This window comes from Bradyrhizobium sp. P2_E8 (assembly GCF_056403875.1).
This window is the reverse complement of the sequence record NZ_JBFUES010000750.1, coordinates 1-3852: the sequence shown is the minus strand read 5'-3', so window position 1 is coordinate 3852 and position 3852 is coordinate 1. Positions and strand designations below refer to the sequence as shown.

General features: G+C 64.0%; 6 protein-coding genes. 5 read left to right on the top strand and 1 reads right to left on the bottom strand.

The genetic code is table 11. The features are described 5' to 3' along the window. Positions 1 to 292: 292 nt before the first annotated feature. From AC1D00_RS31040 to AC1D00_RS31030, 3 genes are all read left to right on the top strand, one after another. Entirely contained in the window at positions 293 to 880 is a 588-nt protein-coding gene (locus AC1D00_RS31040) for a formyltransferase family protein (protein ID WP_477013279.1), read from the top strand. 172 nt (positions 881 to 1052) lie between these two features. Beyond that, positions 1053 to 1403: a hypothetical protein gene (locus AC1D00_RS31035; protein WP_135175324.1), complete on the top strand. Its 351-nt coding sequence runs from the start codon at positions 1053 to 1055 to the stop codon at positions 1401 to 1403. Next, positions 1348 to 1893 carry a hypothetical protein gene (locus AC1D00_RS31030; RefSeq protein ID WP_167770910.1) on the top strand — a complete coding sequence of 182 codons (546 nt, stop codon included), beginning with the start codon at positions 1348 to 1350 and terminating at the stop codon, positions 1891 to 1893. The genes AC1D00_RS31035 and AC1D00_RS31030 overlap by 56 nt, the downstream gene beginning before the upstream one ends. Before the next feature lie 52 nt (positions 1894 to 1945). On the opposite strand, the gene AC1D00_RS31025 is transcribed toward AC1D00_RS31030, so the two are convergent. Next, positions 1946 to 2344: a RidA family protein gene (locus tag AC1D00_RS31025; RefSeq protein WP_477013278.1), complete on the bottom strand. Its 399-nt coding sequence runs from the start codon at positions 2342 to 2344 to the stop codon at positions 1946 to 1948. A gap of 147 nt (positions 2345 to 2491) precedes the next feature. Between AC1D00_RS31025 and AC1D00_RS31020 the strand changes: the two genes are divergently transcribed. Together AC1D00_RS31020 and AC1D00_RS31015 are read left to right on the top strand one after the other, a co-directional pair. Then, the gene (locus tag AC1D00_RS31020; RefSeq protein ID WP_477013277.1) at positions 2492 to 3367 is read left to right on the top strand and encodes a DMT family transporter; all 876 of its coding nucleotides are present in this window, start codon (positions 2492 to 2494) and stop codon (positions 3365 to 3367) included. Positions 3368 to 3568: 201 nt separating this feature from the next. Then, on the top strand, positions 3569 to 3852 hold a 284-nt coding region (locus tag AC1D00_RS31015; RefSeq protein WP_477013276.1), incomplete at its 3' end, for a caspase family protein.

Genomic DNA, 3852 nt, shown 5'->3' with positions numbered 1-3852 from the left:
CGAAATGAAACACAGGAACCGTCTCATCCATCACTTCCGGCCGACCGTGGCCGTACGGCAACGCTGGTCGGTAACGCAGAAATAGGTCCGCGGCACTTTGCGATCGGCGCCGAAGCGGTCATACGGCCGGCAGGCCGTAGCCGCGGAACGGTCGGCCGCGCAATCGTGCAATTCATCGTGTCCCGCGCCCGGCGCATTGTTGATAACCGGCGCAAATGGCCCGCGGGTGGTGACACGGCGCCCTGACGTGTTATCGGGGGTATGACGCAGTTGCGAGACAGATCGGACACCCATGCGCATTACCCTCGTCGGCTCCCGCCATTTCGGCGTAACCACCCTGAACATGCTCCGGGAGCACAGTGTGTCGATCGCGCGGGTCGTGGTGGCCGATGCCGAGGACCGCCTCGCCGCGACCGCCAGGGCGGCCGGCATCGAGGTGGTGGTGCAGGCCAATCCGAAGCTGGTGGTCGCTTCCGAGATCGCGCCCGACACCGATTTGATCATCACCGCTCACAGCCATGCCCGGATCGGAAAGGACGCGCTCGCGGCAGCCAGGTTCGGCGGGATCGGCTATCACCCCTCGCTGCTGCCCCGTCACCGCGGCAAGGCCGCCGTGGAATGGACCATCAAGGAAGGCGATCCGATCGCCGGCGGCACGATCTATCATCTCGCCGACCGCATGGACGCCGGCGCCATCGCCGCGCAGGAATGGTGCTTCGTCAGGAAGGGCGAGACCGCCCGCGAGCTCTGGGAGCGCGCGCTCGCCCCGCTCGGGCTCAAATTGCTGGCCGACGTGATCGATTACGTCAAAGTCCACAAGGCGTTGCCGGCCAAGGTTCAGGACGAGCAGTTCGCGACCTCCGCACCGATTCTGTCCTGACGTTTACCCTTAACGTGAAGCCGCATTGATTCTGCTTGAAAAACTGGAGCCAAGAACACAAATAAACCATTGTTTCCACAGGAACAATTTTCGATTTGGCATCGCAACAAATTTCCGTCACATTTCGCCCGAATAAGCGTCAGCATATCAGACAAATTCAAGGACGGAATTCATGCGTTTTGGTCGCATCGCGGCGTTCTGTGCCGCTTCAGTTTTCGCCGGCACCCTCGCCGCCTCCGCCTTCGCCCAGACCCCCTATGACGGCAACTGGCAGGTCACCATCGTGACCAAGTCCGGCTCCTGCGAGCCGACTGCGAGCTCCATGCTGACGGTTTCCGACGGCAAGATCACCGCGCCCGGCGCTAACGTTTCCGGCACCATCGGCCGGGAGGGTCTTGTGAAAGTTTCGATCAATGGTGCATATGCCAACGGTCAACTCAGCGGCAACGCCGGATCGGGGAAGTGGAATGGAGCATCTGGAGGCATACCGTGCAGCGGGCGGTGGGAAGCATCGCGCCAATAAACCAATTGAGGCTCGCGCCGGAGGCCGGCGGCTGCTGATCGCGGCCGCCGTTTTGCTTTCGGCAGCGTTCGCGAACACTGAAAGCAAGGCTCAGTCCGGCCCGTTTGCCCCGCTGGCGGGCAGCTGGAGCGGCGGCGGCACCGTCACCCTCGATGACGGCTCCACCGAACGGATCCGCTGCCGCGCCAAATACACTCCGATCGGGCCTACGATGGAGATGTCGCTGACCTGCGCCAGCGACGCCTACAAGTTCAACCTTGGAGCCAACCTCAGGGCCGAGGGCAGCGCCATCACCGGAAGCTGGAGCGAAGCCAGCCGCAATATCAGCGGCTCGCTCGAGGGCCGCGGCAGCGGCGGGAATTACGAGCTGCTCGTCAGCGCGGCCGGCTTCAACGCCAACCTCGCGATGAGGACGAGCGGCACCAAGCAGACGGTCTCGCTGAGGGCCGACAGCCAGTTCCGCGGCGCCAACATCTCGCTGTCGCGCTAAGCCGATACAGCCACATCACAATCGATCCGGCGCCCGCGCCGGATCGATTTTTTTATGTGCTCGGAACGAACGCCGTCACCTCGATCTCGACCTTGGCCCGGTCGTCCACGAGGCCTCCGATGTAGAGCAGCGTCGAAGGCGGAAAATTGCGCCCCAGCGTCTCCTTCCAGGCGGCGCCGATGCCGGCACCTGCAGCTTCATATTCGCTGCGGCTGGTCAGGTACCAGGTCAGACGGACGATGTGCTCGGGGCCGGCGCCGGCCTCGCCCAGGAGCTTGATGATCCGCTTCAGCGCGGCCCCGACCTGCGCCGCCATGTCAGGGGCGTAGTCGCCCGCCTCGTCGCCGCCGGTCTGTCCGGCCAGCACCACCCAGCGGCCCGGCCCTTCGACCACGATGCCATGGGAAAAGCCGCGCGGTTTTTTCCATTCGGCCGGCTGCAAGATACGCATGAGCTGTTTCTCCCATTTCGCTCGTTGAGCTTCCCTTAGCACGCGCCCGCGCATCGCTGCATCCGCAGTTTTGGCCGTTGCAAACCGTATTGATGTCGCGGATACCAGCCTGCCCTCCAACGCTCTTGCCTTCTGCATCCCGCGCCAATGACCACCCCTCCGTCAAAAACGATGGCTGCATTGTGGATGACCGGCTGGCTGTCGCTGACGCTGGTGATGGCGGTCGCGGGCCGCGAGGCCGTGCGCGAGATGAACGTCTTCCAGGTCCAGGAGGTCCGCTCGCTGATCGGCCTCTGCTTGCTCTATCCGATGATCCGGCGCGCCGGCGGCTTCGCGACGCTCAAGACCACGCGCCTTCCCCAGCACATCGCACGCAATCTGATCCACTACGTCTCGCAGCTCGGCTGGTTCTTCGCGCTGACGCTGATTCCGATCGGCCAGGTGGTGGCGATCGAGTTCACGATGCCGATCTGGACCGCGATCCTCGCCGCCAGCTTCCTGTCCGAGCGCATGACGTCGTGGAAGATCGCCGCGATCGTGCTCGGCCTCGTCGGCGTGATCGTCATCGTGCGGCCCTCGGCCGGCGAGATCAATCAAGGCCAGTTGATCGCGCTCGGCGCGGCGGTCGGCTTCGGCGTGTCCATGGCGCTGGTCAAATCGCTCACCCGCACCGAGAGCGCGCTGGCAGTCCTGTTCTGGATGCTGGTCGTCCAGTCGGTCGCAGGCTTCCTGCCGACGCTCTATGTCTGGGCCTGGCCGCCCACTTATGTCTGGGGTTGGGTGGCCGTGATCTCGGTCTGCGGCACGTTCGCGCATTATTGCCTCGCCAGCGCCATGCGCTACGCGGACGCGACGGTGGTCGTCCCGATGGACTTCCTGCGGGTTCCCCTCACCGCCGCCGCCGGCTGGCTGCTGTATTCAGAGCGGCTCGACGGCTGGACCGTGCTCGGGGCGGCGCTGATCCTGTTCGGCAACCTCCTGAATCTGAAACCAGCGCCCCCGGCTCCGGCCCGCGCGCCGTGAACCTGCGGGCTGCCTCGCGCGACAAAAACAAAGTGGCCGAGAGTGATCTGGATCACGTTGGAAGGGGGCTTCCATCGTGCACATTCGGCCGCGAAGCAATGGGTTGGGCGAACCGTCGTTTCGCTAGCGCGAAGCCGGGCGTTTTCGTGTAGGTTCGCCGCCAATTTGTTGCTGCCTGCAATTCGATTCTGGGGATTTCAGATGCGCTATCTCACCTTCATCGCCGCGCTGATGTGCATGGCACTGTCGGTCAGTGCCGCGAAGGCCGACCGCCGTGTTGCTTTCGTCGTCGGCAACGGCTCCTACAAGAACGTCGCGCAATTGCCGAACCCGCCGATCGACGCCAAGACGATGGCCGCGACGCTGCGCAATGTCGGCTTCGATGTGATCGAAGGGTCCAATCTCAGCCGCGACCAGATGACGGAAAAGCTGCTCGACTTCGGCCGCAAGGCGCAGGGCTCCGACATCGCATTGTTCTACTATGC